Raw genomic sequence first — 23,927 nt, 5'->3', positions numbered from 1 at the left:
ATGTCCGGAGAATAGTCAAATGGCAGGAGAGGAAATAGCAGGCAGCATAGTCTACGAGGTAGGCGCGGAAGTTGAGCCATTACTTCAGGGCGGAAGGCAAGTAAATAAGGTCCTCACTGAAATTGAGAATGCTCTCGATGACAATATCGCTCAGTTCAAAAAAATGGACACGCAAGTATCTGCGACAGCACAGGCGGTTAACCAGTCAGTCCGCAGCTTCAGTGGCTTCCAGAACGCACTTCGCCAGGGTGGTTATCAGGTTCAAGACTTTATAGTGCAGGTTCAGGGGGGGCAATCAGCCCTTGTGGCCCTGAGTCAGCAAGGATCACAATTATTGGGGGTGTTCGGCACTGGCGGCGCAGTTGCTGGGGCATTGTTAACGCTTGGCACCGTTATCGTAGGGTCCCTAATCGCTGGGATGGATAACGCAACCATTTCGACCAAGGCACTCACGGAAGCACAAAAGAGGCTTTCGGACATTTTCCAGATCTCCTCGAATGGTGTCGTCGTACTGTCTGATAAGTTTGCTAAATTAGCTGAGACAAGCGAAAACGCAGCCCGCGCGCAATTAACCATGGCTCTTATTGATGCGAATAACATTATTAAAGCCTCCGTGCAAAGTGTGAATCAACTTGGTGATGCACTTGGTACGTGGAAAGCCCCGTTATCAGCGGCGATTAGCCAAATGGATGCTTTGAAAGCCCGGGGGATGGATGTCAACCAGGCATTAAAGGAACTTGGTGGGACCTATGAAGGAAATATAATTGGTCTTAACCAACTTAATCAGGCCGTAAATAATATTTCGGAGTCATTCGGAATAAGCACTGATGACGCAATTAAGCTAGTACAGGCGCTTGGTGCTGTTCGTCAGAATGCAAGCCCAGAAACCATTGCGGCATTGCGTGATGTTACAGTTGAACTCAGCCAAAAATATGGGTATGCAAATAAATCCTTGTCTGAATTCACAGGGAAAGTTGGCGAATATTCGTTGAAGTCAGATCAGGCTAAAGAATCAACTAGGTTAGCAACTGAAATGCTGCAGGGGCACAAGGTCGCTTCCGAAGCTGACGCGGAAGCTATAGCGCAAAACACCCAAAGGCTCCAAACCTATATCCAGATGATAAAGGATGAAGGGGCAACTATCGCGATGACTGCCCGCCAGAAGGCTCTTTACAGGGCTGAGCAGTTAGGTGCAAGCGATGAAGATAAGAGAGCAATAAATACTTCATTTGACAAAATTGAGGCGTTTAAGGCCGAGCAAATAGCACAAAAGGAATCAGCTAAGGAGGCCCGCAAATCGGCAACAACAGCTGCAACGCAAGCCAAAAAATTAGAATCACAAGCTGATAGAAACGCCAATATCCTAGAAGAATATCGCCAAAAGGCCTCCCTCTCTGCTGATTCAACTGCTGATCTATCGCGAGAGCAAGCAATTCTCGCCGCTCGTCAGAAGTTAACTAATCCCACGCCGCAGCAAATTGCACAGATTGAACGAGATGCTGCGGCTGCATGGGATAAAGCTGCTGCACTTAAGGCTCAGAATGCAGTACCTATTCTGAAAGAGAATGCTGATTACACCGCTCAGCGTAAAGCTCTTGAAAATCTTAAAGGGCAGAAAGATGCTAATGGGCAGCTTATCTTGTCGCAGGAGCAATATAACCAAGCATCAGAAAAACTGGAGCAGGATCATCAAACCAACCTCGCCAAAATCCGCGCCCAGCAGGCGGTAACGCCGCAGCAGGAAGCGGCAGGCGGCGTCGACCCTGTGCAGCAATTGGCTAACCAGCACGCTCAGCAGCTGGCTCTCATTCAGCAGTATGAGCAGCAGGGGGTGTTAACCCACCAGAATGCTCTGGCCTTAAAAACGGCAGCAGATACTCAATATGAGCAGCAAAGAACAGCTGCGCAGTGGGAGCTACTGAGTCAGCAAAGTCTAGGCTATGAAATGCTTACAAGCGCCGTTGATGCCTTTGCTGGAAATGCCTCAAATGCGCTTACCGGGTTAATCACCGGCTCGATGTCAGCGCAAGAGGCCATGCGGTCGCTTGGGTCAACCGTGCTTAATAGTGTTGTTAACTCGCTTGTCCAGGTGGGTGTTGAGGCGCTGAAAAACTTCATCATTGGGCAGACAATGGGTACCGCAGCATCAGCGGCCTCGATAGGGCAGGCCGCGGCTGTCGGGTCAGCGTGGGCTCCTGCTGCCGCAATGGCATCACTAGCAACGCTTGGTGCTAACGCCGCTCCGGCATCTGCAGGGATTACTTCTACAGTTGGTCTTGCGTCTGGCCTTGCTGTTGCAGGAATGCGCAAAAACGGTGGGCCTGTGTCTGCTGGCTCAATGTACCAAGTTGGTGAAGGCGGAATGCCGGAGATTTACCGGGCCAGCACCGGGAAGCAGTACATGATCCCCGGCGATAACGGAAGGGTGATCAGCAACAAGGACATGCAGGGCGGTGGCGGTATTCAGGTAATATTTAACGTTCAGAACACCACCCCTGCCACTTTTGATGCCCAGGTCACGAATAATGGAAATAACTCTGTGACTATCGACGCTATTATTGCGGACTTAAACAATGGCGGGCCAATATCAGACTCCATTACCAGCAACACAACTGCCAAACGAACCCCGCGTGGGCAACGTTAAGGAGCATCATGGAAATTAAGCCAGGCGAGAAAGGAAAATTCCCAATCAAATTGGGGCAGCCAGTAAAATATACCGCTAATCGTGCTGTGGAGTTTGAGTTTTTCTTCGTTAACGGGTCAACCATTAAAGGCATCATTCCCGCCGGAGAAACACTCGAGTTTGTCAATCACGGTGACATTTCCGATGTGAACATCAATATATACGAAGTCCCTGGCGGACCGAGATTAGTTGAATAAGCCAACCCGCTTCGGCGGGTTTTTTATTGCCTGGAGCTCAGATGCCGATCATTGACTACCCCGGCTGGCTGCCGCTGGCTCAGAAGGCCAGCAAGAACATGACGCTGGATACCGGGTTCCTGACTGACCAGCCAGCGGTCGGCCCGGCCATCTTCCAGAACCAGACCGACGACTTAAAAGTAACCTGGTCACTGACGTGGATTTTCACCCTGGACCAGGAGAAGGCCTTTCAGCAGTGGCTGCGTAGCCCGAACTACCTCAATCGTGGTCTGAACTGGTTTCGCATGCCGGTTAATATCGGAGGCAGCGGCCTCCAGATGCAGGAACTGCACTTCACGCAGATGCCGGTGCAGACCAGCATAGACGGCGGAGTGGTGACCTGGACGGGCACTGTCATTGCGAATCGCCTGTATAACGCCGACGATGAATTCGACGACATCATTGTTGAGCTGCCGCCGCCGTGGAATACCTGGCTGGATATCGTCGTTACCGGTTACCCGGACGGACGCGATCCGGAGAGTCTGCCGAGGGTACCCTGATGCCAAGCTATCGCGAATACCGGCAGCAGCGCCCGACGCGCGGCCTGTACGACACCATTACGTTCTACCACCCCTCGTTTGGCTATGTGCGCCTGGTCGACAAGCAGTTCTTCGCAAAGGTGCTTGGCGGACAGGCGTACACGCCAGCCCGGTTCGAAATCGAAGAGAGCCAGCAGAGCGGTACGCCAGTGATCGACGCAACAGTGAAGCTGGGCCGGTTATCGGCGGATGTGAAAGAGTTGATGAAGAAATGGAAGGGCGCCGCCCGACTGACTGCCATAACCGCCACACGGCAGATATTCGACAGCGTTGACGTATCGGCCCCGACTAAATCGTGGCAGCTGTACGTGAAAACCGTCGATATCGACACGGACAGCGTCTCGGTCACGTTATCCATGACGAATCCGCTGAACAACAATATCGGAAGGCTTTATGACCCTGTCGAATACACTGGCCTGCAGTACCTCTGAGTTTATCCGGAGGATGATCGGCGTACCGTGGTCGAACCGGGCCTGCACTTTTGACAAGGTCGATTGCTGGGGCCTGGTGGTGCTGTATTACCGCCACGTCCTGGGTACCGAACTGCACCAGACACCGGACTACGAAGCCGGGGCTGACTTCTTCACCTGCTACCAGGGTGATGTGACGTTCTGGCGCCCGGTCGATAAACCGGTAGAAGGCGGTATTTTCGTCGGCTATCAGGGTTCTCAGCCTGCGCATGTCGGACTGGTACTGAACCGTCAGGCGCTGCACGCGCGGGGCGAGGGCGGCAGCGTGCGTATGGACTCGTTGCTGGTTATCCAGCGGGCATTCACCAGAGTGGAGTATTTCGAATATGGCTCTGATTGAGCTGCAGCGTTTCCCCGGAACGCCAAAAGAACGATACAGGGTGCCAAACGGCACCTTTTTTTATGCCTGGCTGACGGAGAACGACAGCAACCTGCACCGGGATCTGCTCATCGTACGCAACGGCGTTACGCTGGGTGATGACGACGAGCTTGATTTTGAGTTGACCGAACTGGACGTTATCCAGTTGTTCGACCAGCCAAAGGGCATTATCGGCGACATCCTGAGTCCGATCTTCAAAGTCGTTGGTCAGGTGTTCTCGTTCCTCGCGCCTAAGCCCGCTATCGCGAACACCGGCGGCAATACCGTCGATTCACCCAACAACAGCCTGACCGGGCAGACCAATACCGCCCGCGTGTATAAGGCGAAGCCGGACATCTACGGCCAGGTGCGTTCGTTCCCGGACCTGATTCAGGAATCGGTATTCGAGTACGTGCGCCAGAACGATAAAGACGGCGGCCTGAAATACGTCACCGAGTGGATGTGCATTGGCATCGGGCATTACAGCTACGAGTCGGTGCGCTATTCGGAATCAAGTCTGGGTTCGCTGGCAGGTGCGGAATATCAGTTCTATCAGCCTGGCGAAGTCATACCACAAATTGTCGAGGGCTACGGCTTTGACGATGTGGATGGGCAAGAGGTACCGGGCCAGAACGATGCTGACGATTTCCCTGTCGAAACGGCGACGGCCAATACTGTCGTGAGCGGAACGTATTCCGGCGGTCAGATAGCCATGCAGATCGTCAAACAGGCCGAGTTCGACTACTTCATGGGGCTGGTGCTGCCTCACGCGGTGACGTTCACCATCAACGTCACCTATACCACGGCATCCGGCAGCGTCACGAAGGATGTTCTATTCTCCGGCACGCTGATATCGGCGGTGGAGACCAATGACGGCGCACCAGTTGACCCGGTCACCTGGTACACGTTCACCATGGGTGATTTGCAGGGGCCTTCTGACGTTCCGGCGATGGCCACCATCAACACCACCACTTTCATCCTCAATGACAATGAAGCGCTGATAGTGGGCCCGTTCTTCTCGCCGGTGGAATCCACCGAGCTGTGGCTGCATACCCAGTCCAGCCTGGGCGGGAATAAACAAACCAACTGGAAGGTGGTTATCTGGAAAATCGACGACGATTACAACCAGATCCCGGGCACCACGGAGACGTTCACCTATTACCAGGGCACTCCACACGACCATACCAGCGAGGTGTTCTACCGCACGGACAAACTGACGCCCGCCGCTGGTTTCGGCAGATATGCGATCAGCTTCCAGCGTACCGACAATGCCAGTGACGCATCGGTATTGAAGGTCGAAGAGATTCATGCCATCAACATCCGCACGAACGTGGTTCACCCGACCGACACACTGGTGCGCGTGAAGGTGAGGGCGACCGAGAATGCCCTGGGCAGCCGGGAGCGCAAATACAACGCGCTGGTAACCCGCCACACAATCACCTACGACCTGGCGACGCAGGCGGTGGATTACACGCTGCGGCCGTCGCGCTCCTTCGCCGATGCGGTGGCGCATACCTGGCTCGTTATGGGCGCTCAGCCGGAAAGCAGCATTGACCTTTACGGCCTCTATGCGATCGCCGAAAACCTGCCGGATGACCGCCTCGGTCAGTTCGATTACACGTTTGATGACGAGAACGACTCCCTGGGTGATCGGGTGCGTGCGATATGCAATGCCGCCTCTGTCATGGCGTACTGGGATGACGGCGTGCTGACGTTTACCCGCGATCAGAAGGTGGACTACCCGGCGGCGGTATTCAACCGGGCCAACATGAAAACGGACGAGTACAAAATCACCTACGAGGCTACGCTGCCCGGAGGATATGACGGCGTGCAGGTGTCGTATGTTCATCCGACCACGAACAACAAGACCTACATCAACTACCGGGTGCTGAACGGGGTGATTGTTGAGCAGGAGGCGGAGAACCCCAACAAACTGGAGATCGTCGGCTTCCGCAACGAGTACCAGGCGCGTGAGCGTGCGCTGAGGGAAACAAGGCGCCTGATGTATTCCCGTGTCAGGATGAATGCCAGGGTGTTTGAAGATGGGATCATCCAGGTCGGAAGCGTTATCCAGATGCCAGACATCTACGACAGCAACCAGCAGCAGGGATACATCACTGGGCGCACCGGTAACAATTTCGATACCAGCGAGCCGATCAGCTTTTCCGGCACGATGTATGTGCTGGTCACCGACAGCCTGGGTAATCCTACATTGCGTTATCCGGCAACTCCGCGTAGCGACACGCCTTATGGTTTCAACGCAGCAGTACCGGCGATCCAACTCAATATCTGGAACGGCGACACGGTGCAGCTTCCATCGCGCTACCTGATCGCCACCGTTGAAGAACTGGACAGCCAGCTGTGGACCGTAAACAGCATTAAACCCAACAGCGATAACACCGTATCCCTGACCGTCTCTGAGTACAGCGACAGCGTCTACCAGTAATTCCGAATAACCATCTCAACCCGGCCACTGCGCCGGGTTTTTTTATGGAAAAATTATGGCCACTCAACCTACAAATTTGCCTGTGCCGAGTGAAACGCCGCGCGACCTGAAATTCAACGCCGGGAAAATAGACGAATTCGTTACCAGTGACAGCCACACTTATACCGATCGTTTTGGTCAAAAACATCGTACAATCGCCGGCCTGAATTACGACGCTTACCAGGCGATGCTGAAGTATGGCTATATCACGAAGAAGTCTTTTGAACAGGGTGCTACCCTCGACACTCCTAACACTGTTCTGCAGCTCGAAAGCAATGGCGAGTACTACCGCTGGGATGGAGACTGGTCACAGCCCAAAGTCGTTCCGCCTGGCTCCACTCCGGAAAGCGCAGGTGGTGTCGGGCCGGGTAAATGGGTGGGCGTAGGAGATGCATCATTAAGAGCAGATCTCGCAAAGCCAACTGGCGCATCACTGAGTGGCATTGGCAACGGGCGTACTCAACAGGATAAAAACCAGGAATTCAGAACGATACTGGACTACCCAGGGGCATCATCTCTTGAGCGTGCTACCGCGATGATTGCGGGGGTAGGGTATGTACGACTGGCAAACGGTGAGCACGTCTTTACCACTGGCACGCTGGATGCGCCTCTGTATTTCGATTATGGTGCCTATATCACTATACCTGCTGGCAATACGCTGACAATCACGGGAAATATTGAGTCACCCAAGCAATACATATTCCGTGGGGATGGCTCTGTTTTATTGAGAAATGATGAGGACAGCGGTGAGGATTCGCATGATGTCCACGCCTCCTGGTTTGGGGTTGTGCCTGTTAATGACGCAGCCATTGATCAGGCCCCGGCACTCGCAAAACTGTTTGCATCGCTGGACAATACCCGTGAAGGCTCTGTCGATTTCGATAGCGGTCGTTATCCGATAGGTTTCGGACTGATAGTGCCGCGGGCAACATGGATCCGCTGTCTGGGCTCGCGTCGTACTATTTTTGAGGCGCTGGGTAACGGTTACGATTTATTTACCGCCCAGGCTAATGGTGTGCGCTTCTCTGGCATGCAATTTGAGCTTTCCGATAATTTCCCTACAACCTTTCGCAGTTCAGGATGGTTTATCAACTCTAACCAGCAACTGGTTGAGCTGGATGACGTATGGGTGGGTAAGGCCTCAAACAGCATCCTTCTTTCCGGAGGGAAATCCACTGCCAAACAGATCAGGGCCACATTTGATGAAGGTGTTGATGTTGGTGCGAACTCATGCGTTATCTGCGTTGAAGGCTCAGATGCCCTCGTTGAAGATGTAATGGTGGTTGGTGACGGCCTCGGGCCAGCGGCGATTGTCAGCGTCGGCGGTCAGGGGGTTAACAATATTACTTCAGCAACCGTGACCGGTGTTCGCAGCAACTGCAAGTCCATTCCCGTCAGCATTACGGCTAAATCAAAGAAGATCAGCGGCGTGAAGGTCAATGATATTAACTGCAGGGGGTTAACTGGTTTTGAGGCGCCTGCCGTCGTGAACATTGAAACGACAGGGACAGGTTCTGTAGATGGCGTATCGGTCGACGGGGTAATGGCTAATGACAAGGTCATCAACGGGATCAGCATCAAGCAGGGTGGTACGGGGGCTACCAGGAGGATATCAGTCTGCAATACAAAGGTTCTCGGGGCGCCGGTGTCGGCGTAAGGCTCGAGCGTGTCGCTGGAACACTTGATGGCATCATAGTCGATCAGACCGTCGATGTGCTGGGTGTTGCCACACCATTCCAGCGGATTGGCACCATGAACAACGTATCCTTGTCTCCTGGCGCAATTAAAGATACCAATTTCCCTATCAGTTACGATGCAACCGTTGCCGATGATTCGGTATTTTCTGTGCCCATGCAGGCTTCAGCGTTTACCGGATTTTTGATGGTAAGCATAGGCCCGGCGGAATATCTCATTGCCGTTGCCCGGGCTGTCTCGGTGGCGCAAATCACCTCAGTCAGCAAATCCTCTGGTGTTGATGTGAACACGCTCGTTCTGACAGGAACAACCGGCACGGACGGCAAGATTACCGTCAGCTCAACTGCCGGGGCTATCTATGTTGAGAACAGATCCGGAACTTCGCAGCGCATCAGCGTTACGCTGATGTATGGTGCTAAGTGATCTTTAAGACATAGAACTGCTCGCTTACTCTTGATCTGCACTATCTTTAAAACTACTGTATATAAAAACAGTAACAAGGAGTGCAGATCATGCCCCGCCGTTCCGACATTCACGCCGCATTTGTGGCCGCAATACAGCTAAACCCCAAGGGATACCGGTGCCTGAGGACTGAAGACTTTATCCGCGAGTTGGCAAAAGTTCACCATCATTTCACCCTGGCCGACGCCAACGAGTGGATGGAGTATTACCAGACATTCTTCGTTGATAAGACGCCGGACGACAGCCAGAACCGGCTGTGGATGCTCCGCAACATGGGGAGGGTTCTGTAATGGGATTCCCTTCTCCAGCTGGCGACTATGTAGAGCAGCGGTTAACGCCTGAACGTATCTGCGGGATTGGCATGGACAGCCGCATCCTGGAAACGTCGAGTGGGTTTGCGGTCATCGAGCCGTGCACCAGGCTGGTACAGAATCAGGTTCTGCTGATTTTGTCCGGCGGCAGAACGCAGTTTGCCAGAGTGATGGGTAGGGCATTAATCACGGATGATGGTGAAGCGATCGAGGGGGAGGCTGCGGAGGAAGTTGAGGTGATGGGGCGCGTGACGTTCTTCATCAACAGTGCGCTGCAGGATGACAGGGTAGTGTGATGGGGCATGGGTGGGGCATAAAGTTACCGCGAAACGACGTTAGTTCATTACACATGACAAATCGTATCGCGGCAACATAGCAGAAGTTACCGCACTTCAATCCAGCATCAATCCACTTCGTTAAAAGGCTTAATAGTCTCCAGATAAAGATCGCCTGCAGCACCGGGTTGCCGAGGAACGGGATCAGGGTAATAACATCGTGGCTGCTGAGCGAACTGCCGATACCCAGCATGATCCCGCAGAAGGAGAGCAGAGCCACGGGCAGCATAAAGGTTTTACCCAGTTGCTGGAAGAACTCCCACAGCGAGATTTTTTGTGCTGCTTTCGCCGTCATAAAACGACTCCTTTATTGTTAAAATAGATTTACCTGCCTCAGTGCTGCGAGAAGATAAAACGTTTTATCAAAGTTTAGTGCGCGCTAAATCACATTCTCAGGCTTTGGTAGAGGGTATAAAGATAACGTAGTGATAAAACGTTTTACCGATCTCATTATCAGGGAGACACCCCACACATGGCTGTAGCGAAAAAAATTACCATTAACGACGTCGCGCTGGCGGCGGGTGTCTCCGTGAGCACGGTTTCACTGGTTCTGAGCGGGAAAGGGCGCATCTCCCCTGCGACGGGGCAGCGCGTCAACGAGGCGGTTGAGCAACTGGGGTTCGTTCGCAACCGCCAGGCCTCGGCGCTGCGCGGTGGGCAAAGCGGGGTGATTGGCCTGATTGTCCGCGACCTGACCTCGCCGTTCTATGCCGAAGTGACGGCGGGTCTGACGGAGGCGCTGGAAGCCCAGGGGCGGATGGTCTTTTTACTGCATGGCGGCCGGGAGGCGGATCAGCTGCTCCAGCGCCTCGATATGCTGCTGACGCAGGGGGTGGATGGGGTGATCGTTGCCGGGGCCTCCGGGGTAAGCAATGAACTGTGCGAGCGCGCGGCAGCCAAAGGGGTTCCGCTGGTGTTTGCCTCCCGCGCCAGCTATCTCGACGAAGCGGATACCCTGCGCCCGGATAACATGCAGGCGGCACAAATGCTGACCGAACATCTTATTCGCCGCGGCCATCAGCGAATTGCCTGGCTGGGCGGTAAAAGCTCGTCGCTGACGCGCGCCGAACGGGTGGGCGGCTACTGTGCGACGCTGATCAAATACGGCCTGCCGTTCCACAGCGAGTGGGTGGTGGAGTGTGAATCCCGCCACAGGCAGGCGGCAGAGGCGATCGGCAACTTGCTGCGCGCCAGCCCCACCATCAGCGCCGTGATTTGCTATAACGATGTTATCGCCATGGGGGCCTGGTTTGGCCTGATCCGTGCCGGGCGCCAGAGCGGGGAAGGTGGGGTTGAAACCTTCTTTGGTCATCAGGTGGCGCTGGGCGCCTTTGCGGATGTGTCAGAGAACGCACTGGACGATCTGCCGATTGTCTGGGCCACCACCCCGGCGCGGGAAATGGGCTACACGCTGGCCGACCGTATTATGCAGCGGATCGATAAAGCCGACGTGCAGGCCGGGCACCAGATTGTGTCGGCCCGGCTGGTACCGGTGAAGTAGCGTCAGGCGTGTGGCGTGAGCGGGTTCAGCGCCAGCCGCGCCTCCAGTGCCTCGACAAACTTGCGCACCTTAACTGGAATCAACCGCGACGTCGGGTAGACGGCCCAGACGGCCAGCGCTTCCGGCCTGGCATCCTCCAGCGCGATCCGCTTCACCAGGCCTTGCGTAAAGGCGGGTTCAAGGTACCAGCGGGACAGGTTGGCAATGCCCATGCCGCCCAGGCACGCCTCAAAGATCGCCTCGATAGAATTCGCCGAAAACCGCCCCGATACTCTCTGTTTGCTTCGCTGTCCCCCCTGGTCGAACGCCCAGTGGGTGGTATCAGAGGTGGTTAAACAGCTGTGCGCCGCAAGATCGCTGAGCGTTTTCGGATAGCCATGCTCCGCCAGATACGCTGTGCTGGCGCAGAGGTCACGGGGGTTATCACAGAGGCGATGGGCCACCAGCCGGTTGTCCCGCAGCGGGGCGATACGTAACGCCACGTCGATACCTTTCCCGACAATATCAACCTGTTCATCGGTGGCGAGCAGATCGACCTGCAGGGCGGGATGCTGGCGCATAAAATCGGGCAGCATCGGGGCGATGATTTTACGGCCAAACGCAGCCGAGGCGGTAATGCGAAGCCGCCCGGAAAGGGAGGCGCCATCAGGAAAGAGGTCGGCCAGGGCATTGGTTTTATCTTCCAGCAGCGCCTGGGCATGGGGTAAAAAGACCTCGCCGTCGCTGGTGGGTGAAAGGGAGCGTGTGGTGCGATGCACCAGCCGCACGCCCAGCTCTGCTTCCAGATTATTCAGGCATCGCGAGGCCGCCATGGCGCTCATTGAGAGCCGACGTGCGGCACCCGCCAGGCTTCCCGCTTTTATCGCTTCAACGAACACTTCCACATCGTCCAGTCTCATTATCTCGCATCCCGTTATACTGGCGTATCAAATTACACATCTACACTAATTGTCGTTATAGCGCCATAGTCACTCCACATCCTGATAAACAGTGAGTTCGGAGTGAAGATGAAAAAGATGACAACGGTTTTAGCGCTCAGCAGCCTGTTTTTGGCGGGCTCTGTGTGGGCAGACGCACCCGCGCAGATTAAACAGCAGGTGCCGGGTTACTATCGCCTGGCGGTGGGGCAATATGAGGTGACGGCGCTTTTCGATGGCTACAACGATCTCTCGCCGTCGCTGTTAAAAGGGCTCTCAGCCGACAAAATTCGCGTCCTGCTGGCGCAGCATAAGATTGATGCCGAGCGCATGCCCACCTCCTTTAACGCCTTTTTAGTCAACACCGGTAAGCATTTGGTGATGATCGACAGCGGGGCGGGCCACTGCGTGCCGCAAACCGCAGGGCAATTGATTCCCAACATGGAAGCCTCCGGGTATCGCCCTGAGCAGGTGGACACCATCTTCCTGACCCACCTCCACCTGGACCACGTCTGCGGCCTGAGCGATGCCGCGGGTAAGGCGCTATTCCCTAATGCCACGGTTTACGTGCCGCAGGCGGAAGCTGACTACTGGCTGGATCCGGCGAAAGAGGCCAGCGCCCCCGCCAATGCAAAAGAGTATTTCGCTATCGCCCAACACGCCCTGGCCTCCTATAAAGCGGCGGGACGCCTGAAAACCTTTGTGCCGCCCGCCTCGCCGATCCCTGAAGTCCAGACGGCCTACGCACCCGGCCATACACCCGGCAGCACGGTGTATCGTTTTGCCTCTCAAGGGAAGGGCATCAACTTTATCGGCGACCTGATTCACGCCCCTGCGGTGCAGTTCCCGCACCCGGAAGTGTCGATTCGCTTTGACGTGGATGCGCAAAAAGCCACCTCATCACGCGGGCAGGAGTTCAACGTCCTGGCGAAAGAGGGCGAATGGCTGGCGGCAGCGCATCTGGCGTTCCCGGGCATCGGGCACATTACCGCCGACGCTCAGGGTTACAACTGGAACCCGGCGATTTACGGCCCGTATCAACGTGCGACCGACGTGCCACTGCTGAAATAAGACGAGGAGAGCAGAATGAAAAGTTACACCGTAACAGCGAATGGCATCCGTCAGTTCGTGGTTGAAGAGGGGCAAGGCGCACCGGTGATCCTGCTCCACGGCTTCCCGGAAACGAACTACGCCTGGCGCTATCAAATCCCGGTTCTGTCGAAGCATTACCGGGTAATAGCCCCGGACTTGCGCGGGTACGGAGAAACGGATAAACCGGCCTCCGGCTACGATAAACGCACTATGGCGCGCGATATCCGCGAGCTGATGCACGTCCTCGGCCTGAAGAAAGTGGTGCTGGTAGGGCATGACCGCGGCGCACGTGTCGCCACCCGCTTTTCGAAAGATTATCCTGAGCTGGTGGATCGCCTGGTGGTGATGGATAACGTGCCCACGCGTATTGTGGCGCGCGATCTGAATGCCTCCATCGCCCGCGCCTACTGGTTCTTCCTGTTCCATCTAGTGCCCGACCTGCCGGAAGCCCTGATTGCCGGTCGGGAGCATATCTGGCTACGCCATTTCTTCTCGGACTGGACTTACGATCCTTCCACCATCAGCGGCGAGGCGTTTGATACCTACGTCCGGGCCTATCAGGCGCCCGGTGCCGTGCGGGGGGCGATGGCCGATTATCGCGCCAATGCAGAGGATGTGGCACAGGATCTGGCGGACGCAGAGGTTAAAATTGCCTGCCCGGTGATGTCGCTGTGGGGCAATGATTTTCACGCTGTCGGCAAGCTGTTCGATATGCAGAGCGTCTGGGCGGAAATGGCGGACGATCTGAGGGCGTATGGTATTGAAGAGTGCGGACATCTGCCGCAGGAAGAGCAACCGGAGAAAGTGAACGCTCTGCTGATGGACTTCCTGACCGGCTGGAAAGGATGACTGGCAGTAAAAAACCCCTCCGCAGAGGGGTTTTGCTGTTTACTGCTGAGGAACCGCAGGCGCTGGCGGAGCAGCCGGTGCTGGCGGAGCCGCAGGTTCATCCGGTACCGCCAGGTTCAGGGCCGGTACGCCAAACATGCCGACAAACTCCTCCAGCGGCATCTTCTGGCCATTCAGGGTCACCTGACCATTGCTGTACTGCAGGCTGGTGCCGATCACGTTATCTTCCACGGTGGTGATGCGGAACATCTGTCCCATCGCCGCCAGGCCTTTCACCTGCTGGCTGGCCAGCTTGCCGGCGTCATCCTCGTTATAGCCTTCCAGCTTCGCAATCTGGGTCATGAATTCGGTTGCCATGTCCATCGGGATGGTCAGCTTGCTCTCCAGCGATTTCACGCTGCGATCCACTTCCTGCGCCAGGGTCTGCGCTTCACCGGTGGCGGTGGCGGGATCCTTCATGAACAACGACAGGTTGAAGTTGGTTTCGCCTTTGCTGTTTTTCCAGCTCAGCGGCGCGATAGTCACTACCGGCTCGCCTTTAAGCAGGATCGGCAGATTACCGAAGAAGGCTTCCGCCGCTTTCTGCTGATAGAGCGCCGGATTGTTGGTCATTAGCTCTTTATCCGCCAGCAGCGCCTGGCTTTGAGCGCGATACTGCTGGCTGAACTGGTGCCATGCCTGACCGTCAATATTGCCGATCTTAAGGGTCAGCTTGCCGGTACCCAGATCCTGATTCTGCACTTTCAGGCTCTTCAGGTTGTAATCCAGCTGGCTGTTGATGCTCTTGCCATCTTTAGACAGATCCGCAGTGGCTTTCAGATCTGTGCCTTCCAGCACCGCCATCTCTTTGCCTTCAATGGCGATAGCCATTTTATCGAGGGTCAGTTTCTGATCGCCGATGCGCTCGTCAAAACTGGTCAGACGGCTGTTGCCATCAATGCTCAGGTTATTGAAGGTCAGCTGGACTTTCTGATCGTACTCGTTCACCGCGTTGACCCGGCCGCTTGCCGCTTCACCTTTCAGCGAGACGTTTTTGCCGTCGCGATCGGCATCAAGCTGGAAGTTACCGCCGCTGAACGCAACCTGCTCGTCCCCATTCTCGTAATTCAGGGCTTTCAGGGCGATATCAGAACGGGTATCACCGGCATAGCTGATGCGCGTATTGACCTCAAAAGGCGACTCATTCTTCGCCAGATCGAACAGCGGCTTTGAGGCTTCGTTATTGACCAGCGTCGATTTGACCGAGGCCATGGAGGGGATGAGGTTGAAGGATTTCAGCTGGGCCAGCGGGAACGGACCGTGGTCGACATCTTCGTTCAGCACGAGGCTCTGTCCCGGTTGCAGCCACGGATTTGTGATTCCTGCTACCGGCTTAACGACCATCTGCAGATGGCTGCTGAACACGCCGCGCTGATAATCCTGATAGCTCAGCTCCAGTCCGGCTTCCGGCGCGGTACGCTTAAGTTCACTGTTCGCCTGGGCCACCATCTCACCCAGACGGCTCTCCAGCTGTTTCCCGGTGTACCAGGCCGCGCCCGTCCAGACCAGCCCTAATGCAACAATAACGCCTGCAGCTATAACCGATTTTTTCATCGTGATTATCCATAAAATGAAACCGAGCGGTGAAAACCGCCCGGTGAGGTCATAAGGTTAGCAATAGCTTAGCAAAAATTGTTAAAAAATTCAGCAGGTCACTGGAGCTTGTTGAATACCCGCGCCAGACGCCCGACGCCGCTGACGCTAACCGGGGAATCATTCGCGGCAATAAAGGCCGACTCACCAGGCTTCAGCACCAGGCGCTCCTCGCCCTTGCTCAGCACCGCTTCACCCTCAACGCAGAAGAGAATAGCCGCGCTCTGCTGGGCAATACGGGTCTCTTCGCTGCTGAGATCGTGCAGGGAAAACGCAAAATCCTCCACCGGGATGGGGAAGTCCAGCTCTGCGCCGTTTTTCACCGGCTGGGTGAGCAGCTCAGCCGCCGGTTTCGCGACGAATTTGACGTTGGCCACCAGTTCAGGGATGTCGATGTATTTCGGCGTCAGCCCCGCACGAAGTACGTTATCGGAGTTAGCCATTACCTCCAGCGCCACCCCTTGCAGGTAGGCATGCGGCGTTTCGGCAAACAGGAACATCGCTTCGCCCGGCTCCAGTTTCACCACGTTCAGCAGCAGCGGGGAGAAGAGGCCGCTGTCGTCCGGGTAAAATTCCGAAATCACGCGGATGGTCTGCCAGGGTTCGCCTTTCTGGCTGTTCAGGGCCGCTTTCAGTACCGCCAGCGCACGGGATTTTTCGTCCCCCTGCATATTAAGCAGGCTGGCGAAGAGGTGGCTCAGGCGATCGGCATCCGGTTGTTCGAGGAAGTGGGCAATGGCGCTGTGCGCCCCGGCAACCGGCTGCAGCAGCGAAACGATCTCGGAGAACTCGCGGAAGGCGTTCATCGCCAGGAACGGCGTCAGGGCAAAGACCAGTTCCGGTTTGTGGTTCGGATCTTTATAGTTACGCTCGGCGGCGTCCAGCGGAATGCCTGCCGCGTTCTCTTTCGCAAAACCCGCTTCGGAGGCCTGCTTGTTCGGGTGAACCTGAATGGAGAGCGGCTGATCGGCGCAAAGTACCTTGAAGAGGAAAGGGAGTTCGCCAAAGCGTTCGGCGACGGCGCTGCCCAACAGCGTGGCTTTATCACCCTCGATAACGTCACGCAGGGAGCGTTCGCCCTGGGCATCGGTAATTTTTGAGCTGCTCTTCGGGTGTGCCCCCATCCACAACTCTGCCATCGGCAGGTTGTCCGGGTTGGCGATACCGTAGAGATCCGTTAACGCAGTTTTACTTCCCCAGGCGTAGTTCTGCACTGAGTTGATGAGTTTTTGCATTATCAAGCCCTGTTTCATATGTGGAATTATCTGCCCGTATTAAAGCAATAAACTGTGCGGAAGTAACCTGCGCGCGGAAAAAGTCGTACTAGTCTCAGTTTTTGTTAAAAAATTGTGTAGGATAGGCTGACTCGCTTTTAAGCAGGGCAGCGGAACATCTGCTCTAAATAAACAGACCGAAGCAGTAAGTGAGAGATCAATGTCGAATAAACCCTTCCATTACCAGGATCCTTTCCCGCTGGCCAAGGATCAGACCGAATATTACCTGTTAACCCGCGACCACGTTTCTGTCTCTGAGTTTGAAGGACAGGAGATCCTGAAAGTTGACCCGCAGGCCCTGACCTTACTGGCGCAACAGGCGTTCCACGATGCCTCGTTCATGCTTCGCCCGGCGCATCAGCAGCAGGTGGCCGATATCCTCAGCGACCCGCAGGCCAGCGAAAACGACAAGTACGTCGCCCTGCAGTTCCTGCGTAACTCCGATATCGCGGCGAAAGGCATTCTGCCGACCTGCCAGGATACCGGCACCGCCATCATCATGGGTAAAAAAGGCCAGCGCGTCTGGACCGGTGGCGGCGACGAAGCGGCCCTGGCGCACGGCGTGTATAACACCTATATCGAAGACAACCTGCGCTATTCACAAAACGCCCCGCTAGATATGTACAAAGAGGTTAATACCGGCACCAACCTGCCGGCGCAGATTGACCTCTACAGCGTGGATGGCGACGAATACAAATTCCTCTGCATCGCCAAAGGCGGCGGTTCAGCGAACAAAACGTATCTCTATCAGGAGACCAAAGCGCTGCTCACGCCGGGCAAGCTGAAAAACTACCTGGTGGAGAAGATGCGCACCCTCGGCACCGCGGCCTGTCCGCCGTACCACATTGCCTTTGTGATCGGTGGCACCTCGGCGGAAAGCACCCTCAAAACCGTCAAGCTGGCCTCGACCAAGTACTACGACAATCTGCCGACCGAAGGTAACGAGCACGGCCAGGCATTCCGCGACGTTCAGCTTGAACAGGAACTGCTGGTGGAAGCCCAGAACCTCGGCCTTGGTGCCCAGTTTGGCGGCAAATATTTTGCCCACGATATCCGCGTGATCCGTCTGCCGCGCCACGGCGCATCCTGCCCGGTGGGGATGGGCGTCTCCTGCTCGGCGGACCGCAACATTAAAGCGAAGATCAACCGCGACGGCATCTGGATCGAGAAACTGGAGAACAACCCAGGTAAGTACATTCCGGAAGCGCTGCGCAAAGCGGGCGAGGGCGAGGCGGTACGCGTTGACCTGAACCGTCCGATGAGTGAGATCCTGGCCCAGCTTTCTCAATACCCGGTCTCGACCCGTCTGTCCCTGAACGGCACCATTATCGTGGGCCGCGATATCGCCCACGCGAAGCTGAAAGAGCGTCTGGATAATGGCGAAGGGCTGCCGCAGTACATTAAAGATCACCCGATCTATTACGCGGGCCCGGCAAAAACCCCGAACGGCTATGCCTCCGGCTCCTTAGGGCCAACCACCGCCGGGCGTATGGACTCCTACGTGGATCAGCTCCAGGCCAACGGCGGCAGCATGATCATGCTGGCGAAGGGCAACCGCAGCCAGCAGGTGACGGACGCCTGCCACAAGCACGGCGGCTTCTACCTCGGCAGCATCGGCGGCCCGGCCGCGGTGCTGGCGCAGGGCAGCATTAAGAGCCTCGAGTGCGTGGAGTATCCGGAGCTGGGGATGGAAGCGATCTGGAAAATCGAAGTGGAAGACTTCCCGGCGTTTATCCTCGTGGATGACAAAGGTAATGACTTCTTCAAACAGATCCAGTCCTCCCAGTGTTCGGCCTGTGTGAAGTAGTTTGTGAACCTGCCGGGTGGCGGCTACGCCTTACCCGGCCTACCAAACATGTAGGCCGGGTAAGCGCAGCGCCACCCGGCACAGCCGGGCAACAAAAAGAGCGCACAAAGCGCCATACCCTTTTTCTTATCTCATCAATACTTGTTTCTTTGAGCTGTGAGCAATCCACTTCAGTGTTATCAAGGAGAAAGTATGACCACCTCACGCAGTGAGAAAGATTCGATGGGTGCCATCGACGTTCCTGAGGACAAACTCTGGGGCGCACAAACCCAGCGTTCGCTGGAACATTTCCGTATCTCCACTGAAAAGATGCCGGTCTCGTTGATCCAGGCCCTGGCGCTGACCAAACGCGCCGCGGCGAAGGTCAACCAGGATTTAGGCCTGCTCTCCGGGGAGAAAGCTAACGCGATTATCACCGCCGCCGATGAAGTGCTGGCGGGTAAACATCCTGATGAGTTCCCCCTCGCCATCTGGCAGACCGGCTCCGGTACCCAGAGCAATATGAACATGAATGAGGTGCTGGCGAACCGCGGCAGCGAGCTGCTCGGCGGCGTGCGCGGCATGGAGCGCAAGATCCACCCCAACGACGACGTCAACAAAAGCCAAAGCTCCAACGATGTCTTCCCCACGGCGATGCATGTGGCGGCGCTCATCGCCCTGCGCGAACAGCTCATCCCGCAGCTGAACGTTCTGAAGCAGACCCTCAATGACAAAGCCCAGGCTTTCGCCGATATCGTCAAAATTGGCCGTACCCACCTGCAGGATGCCACGCCCCTGACCCTGGGCCAGGAGATCTCCGGCTGGGTGGCGATGCTCGATCACAATCTGCGCCATATCGACCACAGCCTGCCGCACCTGGCGGAGCTGGCGCTGGGTGGCACCGCAGTGGGCACTGGCCTCAACACCCATCCAGAATACGCGGTACGGGTGGCTGAAGAGCTGGCAAATATCACCGGGCAGCCGTTTGTCACGGCGCCGAACAAGTTCGAGGCACTGGCGACCTGTGATGCGCTGGTGCATGCCCACGGAGCGCTGAAAGGGCTGGCGGCCTCGCTGATGAAAATCGCCAACGACGTGCGCTGGCTGGCTTCCGGGCCGCGCTGCGGCATCGGTGAAATCAGCATCCCGGAGAACGAGCCGGGCAGCTCCATCATGCCGGGTAAAGTCAACCCGACCCAGTGCGAAGCCATGACCATGCTCTGCTGTCAGGTGATGGGCAATGACGTGGCGGTGAACATGGGCGGGGCCTCGGGCAACTTTGAGCTGAACGTCTACCGTCCGATGGTGATCCACAACTTCCTCCAGTCGGTGCGTCTGCTGGCGGACGGGATGGAGAGCTTTAACGAGCACTGCGCGGTAGGCATCGAGCCGAATCGCGAGCGCATCAGCCAGCTGCTCAACGAGTCGTTAATGCTGGTGACGGCGCTCAATACCCATATCGGCTATGACAAGGCGGCGGAAATCGCCAAAAAAGCGCACAAAGAGGGGCTGACCCTGAAAGCCTCCGCCCTGGCGCTGGGGTATCTCACCGAGGCCGAGTTCGACAGCTGGGTCCGCCCGGAAGAGATGGTCGGCAGCCTGAAATAGTTACTCCGCCACGTAGAGGTGCAGCCGCGGGATAATCAAGCGCAGCGGCTGTGCCTGTGGCTTATAACGGTGCTGAACGTTGTCCGCATCGTAATTGAGCAGTTCACCAATATCCGGGATCACCGCTCCCTGATCGGCGTCGTAAAGGGCGATCAGCGGCGTCGGGCAGGCGTATTGCACCTGCTTTTGCTGCCCGGCATACCAGACGCGGGCGATTGGCTGCACTTTTACTGGCCGCTTGATCTTCAGCCGCGCCTCCGCAGGCAGAGAGTGAATGGCCGTATATTCTGCCTCCAGCCGCTCCACCCACTGATCCCGTGACCAGGGCGCTACGGCGCGCGGCGACTTGAGGCTTTTCTCCAGCATCGCCAGCACCTCATCGCGGGTGAAATTTTTGATGATGTGCTTATTGGCCCAGCCGAAGCGCAGGGTGGCGGGATGGTTGATCACCGTTAACGTGCGATAGGCGTTGAGGGTGATCAAACCCGGCAGTTGGTGATGCACCCACTCAAAACGGGCGGCGGGGGCCAGGCCTGACTCCTCGGTGACGATTTTTTCAAATCCCGCTTTTAAGGCATTAATAGTCGCAATGCGGTCGGTGATTTGCTCCCGGTGCGCGGCGTCGCTCTGCAGGCAGATCACCCCCGGCAGGCGCACGGCGGCTTTGCTGCTGCGATTCTCGGATTGCTGCTGGATAAAGAGGTGACGATAGTGTTGCAGCGCCATCGTCAGCGCCTCCTGGCCGAGGTGCTGCTTAACCGTAATGGCGTTGAGCGGATCGTGCTCGGCGCCTTTGGCGACGTCCGGCAGGGAGAAGACGCGCCCGGCCAGCAGGCGACAGGCCTGGAGCTCGGGGGTTAACTGCGCCAGCTCGTGCTCCATCTGGCGAAAGGTTGAGTTTAAGCGTTCGATAAGATCGTAAGTTGCCATAGCACACCACATTAGTTACAACATACTTAGTTTATAGCACAGCACGCCGGGTCAGGCCAGCGTGCGGTTTAGGTCAGTCAGGGATGGGCAGGGCGATATGATGCCAGACGGGCCAGTGGAAGCAGAAACGGGCCCCGCCGAGGTCGCTGGCTTCGCAGCTGACGTCACCCCCCAGCGCCTGGGCGATAGAGTGGACGATCGCGAGCCCCAGGCCGCAGCCGCCGGTGGCGCGGTCCCGGCTCGGGTCGAGTCGGACAAAAGGCTCAAACACTCGCTGGCGGGCCTCTGGCGCAATGCCCGGGCCATCATCTTCCACTGACAAACTGGCGCGGCTGCCGTTTAGCGTCAATGCGATCCGCAGTTGGTTATCGCTGTAGCGCAGGGCGTTGTTGACAAGGTTATCCAATACCCGCTCCATCAAACGCATATCCAGCGCGCCGTAATCACCGTCCACGCTGCTGATCAGCAACGTGCGCTGCGGATTAACGCTCTGCACATCCTCCACGTAGCTGCGCAGCCATGCAGGCAGATCCGGGGTGGTGAGCTTAAGTTCGTTCTGCGGTCGGTCGAGGCGGGCGTAGGTCAGCAGCTCCTCAATCAGCGCTTCGAGCTGGCTGATATCGCGATTCAGCGCCTGTGACTCTGTTTCGGTCAGGTTTTCACTCATCTCCAGCCGGTAGCGCAACCGTACCAGGGGGGTGCGCAGCTCGTGGGCGATACCATCGATCAGCTGTTTTTTGCTGGCGATCAGGGCGTTGATATTGTCAGCCATCTGGTTAAAGGCCACCCCCAGCCGCTCAAAGCTGGAGCCGCTGTCGAAGTGGATCCGTTCGGTCAGATGCCCGTCGCCAAAACGCTGGGCGGCGGCCTCGAGGCGCAGCATGTCCTGCCAGTGGGGGCGCATCCAGATAAACACCGGGAAGGCCAGCGAAATGGCGATAAAGGCCAGCAGGGCGATATCCAGCAGGCGCATCTGATGCAGGAAGTAGAGATAGGGCACAGGGCCGACCGCCAGGACGTAATGGCTACGTGGAATACGCTGAATAAAGGTGTACTGATCGTCCAGCGCCACGATATCGCCTGCGCGAAGCCGCTGCATGGTTGGGGCATCCAGGGTGTATTTCTTCAGCGGCTCAATGCGCAGTTTGAATGACAGGTTCAGATCCAGCTCTTTGATGGTACGCGCCCAGTCGTGAGGGGGGATCTCACGCAGTTCGCTGCGCATCAGATAGAGCGAGCTTTTCATCAAATCATCCAGCGACTGTCTGCCCGCCCGCTCGGCGGTGAACTTATAGACCAGCCCAACCAGCATGGTCATCACCAGAAAGCAGACGAACAGCAGGAGGTAAAACTGCACGAACAGTTTTTTCATGAAATATTACCGTAACTTCAATTTGTTAGCTGGTGCTCATCTACCTCTGGGGGCAGCTGGTTCACACTGCTGTATCCACCGATGCGCTGGTTCAGGAATGCTATCTGATCAACGTCGAGCGCGTTTATCCGGGCAGAGTACACTGTATAAACCATTTGTGCATTCTCGTGGCCCATCTGATTTGCAATTAACGCTGGATTGGCCCCGGCAGAGAGCATCCAGCAGCCGTAGGTATGACGAATATGGTAATTGGTGGCGATGGAAGTCTGGTAGGTGCCATTGCTGCGAGTCACGGGGAACCTAGTCAAAGGCAACCAATTATTGCGACTAGAGCGTTTGCAATTCGTCGCCTTACTCTTGCTGAATGCGAACGCCTGCATGGATTCCCGGATAATCACACTTTAATCGCGACAGGTAAGCATAAATAGATTACCGTCGAAGAATACGTCTACCAGCGCCACCATAACCCGGCACTAACGGCAGAGGCAGCTTGTCGTCTGGTAAAAGATGGCCCGCTGTATAAAGCGCTCGGCAACAGCATGGCTGTGCCGGTGATGCGCTGGATTGGTCAGCGAATTGCTGAGTGCCTGACGGAGAGCGCTATACGCGGCATCCTTAATCTTCCTCACACTGAGCCGTTCAAAACGGTGTATCAGGAGTGCGACCTGCATGTTAACACGTCGGATCCACGCGGCATTATTGTTGCTGCTGTCAAAGAATCACCGGTGCTGAGCGCTGCCGTCGAACTCGACGCGCCAGCTCAGTATATGCGGCGGCCTAAGATTCTCCGCTGGGAGTGCCATCAGTACACCGACTGGGTAAAGACGCAGGGCTGTTGGCCGACCGGCGATGATCCCCACCATCTGATCGGGCATGGTTTGGGGAGCACCGGTACAAATGCAGGTGATTTTCAAGTTACGCCGATGTGTCGCATCTGCCATCGCGAGCTGCACAATAACGTTGCGGCGTGGGAACGGCAGCCAGCTGGGGTTGCAGTATCACGCGCTGGGACTGGGCGTCGTTGCCATGGGAGGCGCACAGTGAAGATCTCCATCGATATGCTGATTGCCATCAGTAGCAGGGCTAAAGCCATGTCCACCGCAACCGGCGGGAGTTGTGCGCGCGTAGATTCTGAGTTATTGGAATAAGAAGCACCGCTCCAGTAGGCGGATCTAACGGTTATCAATGGCCACCGGTTAGGTGACTACTTGGTGCATGTACCGAACGAGGTAAAGCGCGGGCCCAAAGCAACCAGTGAATTCAAGCGGGCGGGTTATCCTGGCCTGATATTGTATCTGCCGTCAGGGCAGTGGCATGGACTGCGCATCGAGATGAAAGCGAAGGGCGGTAAACTGACGACAGCGCAACTGGAATGAATAGAGCGACTGCGGG

The 23,927-nt window shown here is 56.3% G+C and carries 21 protein-coding genes and 2 pseudogenes; 16 read left to right on the top strand and 7 right to left on the bottom strand.

From position 1 onward, the window contains the following. The first annotated feature begins 19 nt into the window (after nt 1-19). The 10 genes from DVA44_RS13210 (at nt 20) to DVA44_RS13165 (ending at nt 9,535) form a co-directional block, all read left to right on the top strand. Nucleotides 20-2,644, top strand: coding sequence for a hypothetical protein (locus tag DVA44_RS13210; protein ID WP_114387204.1), 2,625 nt, complete (start codon nt 20-22; stop codon nt 2,642-2,644). Nucleotides 2,645-2,652: 8 nt separating this feature from the next. After that, nucleotides 2,653-2,880: a hypothetical protein gene (locus DVA44_RS13205; protein WP_114387203.1), complete on the top strand. Its 228-nt coding sequence runs from the start codon at nt 2,653-2,655 to the stop codon at nt 2,878-2,880. Nucleotides 2,881-2,921: 41 nt separating this feature from the next. Further along, on the top strand, nt 2,922-3,419 hold the full coding sequence (locus tag DVA44_RS13200) for a hypothetical protein (RefSeq protein ID WP_114387202.1): 498 nt from the start codon (nt 2,922-2,924) through the stop codon (nt 3,417-3,419). Continuing rightward, nucleotides 3,419-3,889 carry a DUF1833 family protein gene (locus DVA44_RS13195; RefSeq protein ID WP_114387201.1) on the top strand — a complete coding sequence of 157 codons (471 nt, stop codon included), beginning with the start codon at nt 3,419-3,421 and terminating at the stop codon, nt 3,887-3,889. The genes DVA44_RS13200 and DVA44_RS13195 overlap by 1 nt, the downstream gene beginning before the upstream one ends. A gap of 13 nt (nt 3,890-3,902) precedes the next feature. Continuing rightward, a complete protein-coding gene (locus tag DVA44_RS13190; RefSeq protein ID WP_114387200.1) occupies nt 3,903-4,268 on the top strand; it encodes an NlpC/P60 family protein in 366 nt (121 codons plus the stop codon). After that, nucleotides 4,255-6,732 carry a host specificity factor TipJ family phage tail protein gene (locus DVA44_RS13185; protein ID WP_114387199.1) on the top strand — a complete coding sequence of 826 codons (2,478 nt, stop codon included), beginning with the start codon at nt 4,255-4,257 and terminating at the stop codon, nt 6,730-6,732. The genes DVA44_RS13190 and DVA44_RS13185 overlap by 14 nt, the downstream gene beginning before the upstream one ends. Before the next feature lie 55 nt (nt 6,733-6,787). Next, nucleotides 6,788-8,428, top strand: coding sequence for a hypothetical protein (locus tag DVA44_RS25690; RefSeq protein ID WP_168194484.1), 1,641 nt, complete (start codon nt 6,788-6,790; stop codon nt 8,426-8,428). A 95-nt stretch (nt 8,429-8,523) separates the two neighbouring features. Then, nucleotides 8,524-8,889 (top strand): hypothetical protein, encoded by a 366-nt coding sequence (locus DVA44_RS13175; RefSeq protein WP_114387198.1) that lies wholly within the window; start codon nt 8,524-8,526, stop codon nt 8,887-8,889. An 89-nt stretch (nt 8,890-8,978) separates the two neighbouring features. After that, nucleotides 8,979-9,218 carry a hypothetical protein gene (locus tag DVA44_RS13170; RefSeq protein WP_114387197.1) on the top strand — a complete coding sequence of 80 codons (240 nt, stop codon included), beginning with the start codon at nt 8,979-8,981 and terminating at the stop codon, nt 9,216-9,218. Further along, nucleotides 9,218-9,535, top strand: coding sequence for a hypothetical protein (locus tag DVA44_RS13165; RefSeq protein WP_114387196.1), 318 nt, complete (start codon nt 9,218-9,220; stop codon nt 9,533-9,535). The genes DVA44_RS13170 and DVA44_RS13165 overlap by 1 nt, the downstream gene beginning before the upstream one ends. Before the next feature lie 139 nt (nt 9,536-9,674). On the opposite strand, the pseudogene DVA44_RS13160 reads toward DVA44_RS13165, so the two are convergent. Then, nucleotides 9,675-9,869, bottom strand: a pseudogene (locus tag DVA44_RS13160) (PTS sugar transporter subunit IIBC); the annotation flags it as partial. A gap of 177 nt (nt 9,870-10,046) precedes the next feature. On the opposite strand from DVA44_RS13160, the gene DVA44_RS13155 reads away from it, so the two are divergent. After that, a complete protein-coding gene (locus tag DVA44_RS13155; RefSeq protein WP_114387195.1) occupies nt 10,047-11,075 on the top strand; it encodes a Mal regulon transcriptional regulator MalI in 1,029 nt (342 codons plus the stop codon). 2 nt (nt 11,076-11,077) lie between these two features. On the opposite strand, the gene DVA44_RS13150 is transcribed toward DVA44_RS13155, so the two are convergent. Beyond that, the gene (locus DVA44_RS13150; protein ID WP_114387194.1) at nt 11,078-11,974 is read right to left on the bottom strand and encodes a LysR family transcriptional regulator; all 897 of its coding nucleotides are present in this window, start codon (nt 11,972-11,974) and stop codon (nt 11,078-11,080) included. Nucleotides 11,975-12,091: 117 nt separating this feature from the next. Between DVA44_RS13150 and DVA44_RS13145 the strand changes: the two genes are divergently transcribed. Then, on the top strand, nt 12,092-13,063 hold the full coding sequence (locus tag DVA44_RS13145) for an MBL fold metallo-hydrolase (protein ID WP_246843571.1): 972 nt from the start codon (nt 12,092-12,094) through the stop codon (nt 13,061-13,063). 15 nt (nt 13,064-13,078) lie between these two features. After that, nucleotides 13,079-13,933 carry an alpha/beta fold hydrolase gene (locus DVA44_RS13140; RefSeq protein ID WP_114387192.1) on the top strand — a complete coding sequence of 285 codons (855 nt, stop codon included), beginning with the start codon at nt 13,079-13,081 and terminating at the stop codon, nt 13,931-13,933. A gap of 39 nt (nt 13,934-13,972) precedes the next feature. On the opposite strand, the gene DVA44_RS13135 is transcribed toward DVA44_RS13140, so the two are convergent. Then, the gene (locus tag DVA44_RS13135; protein ID WP_114387191.1) at nt 13,973-15,526 is read right to left on the bottom strand and encodes a YdgA family protein; all 1,554 of its coding nucleotides are present in this window, start codon (nt 15,524-15,526) and stop codon (nt 13,973-13,975) included. Nucleotides 15,527-15,624: 98 nt separating this feature from the next. Further along, nucleotides 15,625-16,800, bottom strand: coding sequence for a mannose-6-phosphate isomerase (manA, locus tag DVA44_RS13130; protein ID WP_114387190.1), 1,176 nt, complete (start codon nt 16,798-16,800; stop codon nt 15,625-15,627). A 199-nt stretch (nt 16,801-16,999) separates the two neighbouring features. Between manA and fumA the strand changes: the two genes are divergently transcribed. Further along, nucleotides 17,000-18,646, top strand: coding sequence for a class I fumarate hydratase FumA (gene fumA / locus DVA44_RS13125; protein WP_103824540.1), 1,647 nt, complete (start codon nt 17,000-17,002; stop codon nt 18,644-18,646). Nucleotides 18,647-18,838: 192 nt separating this feature from the next. Beyond that, nucleotides 18,839-20,233: a class II fumarate hydratase gene (gene fumC, locus DVA44_RS13120; RefSeq protein WP_114387189.1), complete on the top strand. Its 1,395-nt coding sequence runs from the start codon at nt 18,839-18,841 to the stop codon at nt 20,231-20,233. Here fumC and tus read toward each other — a convergent pair whose 3' ends face one another. The 3 genes and pseudogenes from tus to DVA44_RS26045 form a co-directional block, all read right to left on the bottom strand. Next, the gene (gene tus / locus DVA44_RS13115) at nt 20,234-21,163 is read right to left on the bottom strand and encodes a DNA replication terminus site-binding protein (protein WP_114387188.1); all 930 of its coding nucleotides are present in this window, start codon (nt 21,161-21,163) and stop codon (nt 20,234-20,236) included. A gap of 73 nt (nt 21,164-21,236) precedes the next feature. Beyond that, nucleotides 21,237-22,535 carry a two-component system sensor histidine kinase RstB gene (rstB, locus tag DVA44_RS13110; RefSeq protein ID WP_114387187.1) on the bottom strand — a complete coding sequence of 433 codons (1,299 nt, stop codon included), beginning with the start codon at nt 22,533-22,535 and terminating at the stop codon, nt 21,237-21,239. Nucleotides 22,536-22,552: 17 nt separating this feature from the next. After that, nucleotides 22,553-22,783: pseudogene (locus DVA44_RS26045) on the bottom strand (site-specific integrase); the annotation flags it as partial. Between the two features lie 291 nt (nt 22,784-23,074). On the opposite strand from DVA44_RS26045, the gene DVA44_RS13100 reads away from it, so the two are divergent. Beyond that, entirely contained in the window at nt 23,075-23,683 is a 609-nt protein-coding gene (locus DVA44_RS13100; protein ID WP_114387185.1) for a DUF968 domain-containing protein, read from the top strand. The last annotated feature ends 244 nt before the right edge of the window (nt 23,684-23,927 follow it).

It is taken from the genome of Leclercia sp. W17 (genome assembly GCF_003336325.1).
Lineage (GTDB): Bacteria > Pseudomonadota > Gammaproteobacteria > Enterobacterales > Enterobacteriaceae > Enterobacter.
This window is presented reverse-complemented; position numbering and strand designations above follow the sequence as displayed.